The 1,581-nt window shown below is 69.1% G+C and carries 2 protein-coding genes; one reads left to right on the forward strand and one right to left on the reverse strand.

Going from position 1 to position 1,581, the window contains the following annotated elements:
- Window positions 1-670 (forward strand): SDR family oxidoreductase (locus tag AB0J09_RS64400; RefSeq protein ID WP_360714319.1); only part of this gene is annotated, 670 nt, incomplete at its 5' end.
- Window positions 671-716: 46 nt separating this feature from the next.
- On the opposite strand, the gene AB0J09_RS64405 is transcribed toward AB0J09_RS64400, so the two are convergent.
- On the reverse strand, window positions 717-1,581 hold an 865-nt coding region (locus AB0J09_RS64405; protein ID WP_360714321.1), incomplete at its 5' end, for a transposase.

Below are 1,581 nucleotides of genomic sequence, written 5' to 3' on the forward strand. Positions count from 1 at the left end.
CCGCGAAGGCGCCCGCGTCGCCGTGCATTACGGCAGCAACCACGCGGCCGCCAAGGACACCGTCGCCGCCATCGAAGCAGCCGGCGGACAGGCCTTCGCCGTCCAGGCCGAGCTGGGCGCGCCAGGCGACGCCGAAGCCCTGTGGGCCGGTTTCGACGCCCACGCCGACGGCCTGGACATCCTGGTCAACAACGCGGGCGTCCTCGGCGACCAGTCCGAGATCGACGGCGTCACCCGGGAGGGCTTCGAGCGCCTGTTCGCGGTGAACGCCACCGCCCCGTTCTTCATCACCCAGCTCGCCCTGCCGCGGCTGCGCGACGGCGGGCGGATCATCACCGTGGGCACGATGCTGACCCGGGGCGCGGCCATGCCCCGGGCGATCGACTACGCCATGTCCAAGGCCGCACTCGACGTCCTGACCACCGCCCTGGCCAAGCAGCTCGGACCGCGAGGCATCACGGTCAACCTCGTGGCCCCCGGCGTCATCGACACCGACATGCACCAAGGACGCCTGGTCGGCGAGGCCCTGGCCTGGCTGTCGTCGCAGACGCCCCTCGGGCGGCTGGGCACGCCGCAGGACGTGGCCGACACCGTCGCCTTCCTGGCCTCCGACGACAGCCGCTACATCACCGGACACCGCCTGGACGTCTCAGGCGGGACGACCATTTGACGCGCTCCTCGGTGTGAACGCCGAGGATTCAGCCCGTGCCGCGTCTTCATGCGGCACCTCTGCGGCTTCCTGCTTCACCGGGCCATGCCAGCGCGGACACTGGTCTTATCGACCCTCCACCGAGACGGCGTGCGCCGTCTCGCCCACGGGCGTGGGAGGCGTTTAGTCTCTCCGCCCGTCCGGCGGCGAGAATGTTGATAGCGGCATTGACGTCTCGATCATGGACAGTGCCGCAGGAGCAGCTCCATTCCCGCACGCTCAGCGGCATCCGCTCGGCAAGCGCCCCGCAGTCCGAGCACAACTTTGAGGACGGGAAGAACCGGCCGACCTTGGCGAAGGTCCGCCCGTACAGCTGCGCCTTGTACTCCAGCATGACCACGAACGCCGACCAGCCCGCGTCGTGCACGCTCTTGGCCAGCTTCGTGCGCGCCATTGCCATGACCGCCAGGTCCTCCACGTAGATCGCTTGGTTATCGCGAATCAGCCGAGTGGACAGCTGGTGGCAGAACTCGCGGCGCGCATCAGCGACCTTGGCGTGCCGGCGGGCGACCTTCAGGCGGGCCTTGTCCCGATTCTTAGATCCCTTCTGCTTGCGTGACAGCGCCTTCTGCGCACGCTTGAGTTTCTTCTCCGCCCGGCGCAGGAACCGCGGCGAGTCGATCTTCGACCCGTCCGCCAGCACCGCGAAGTGGCCCAGCCCCAGATCGATCCCGGTCTCGGCATCGGTGCCGGGCAGCCGATGTCCGGCCACCTCGACGACGAACGAGGCGAAGTACCGCCCGGCCGCGTCCTTGATGACCGTGACCGAGGAGGGCGCCGAGGGCAGATCCCGTGACCAGCGGACCGCGACGTCACCGATCTTCGGCAGGGACAGTTTCCCGCCCGCCGTGACCTTGAAGCGGGCGTTTCGG

Source organism: Nonomuraea sp. NPDC049784 (genome assembly GCF_040659615.1).
GTDB lineage: Bacteria > Actinomycetota > Actinomycetes > Streptosporangiales > Streptosporangiaceae > Nonomuraea.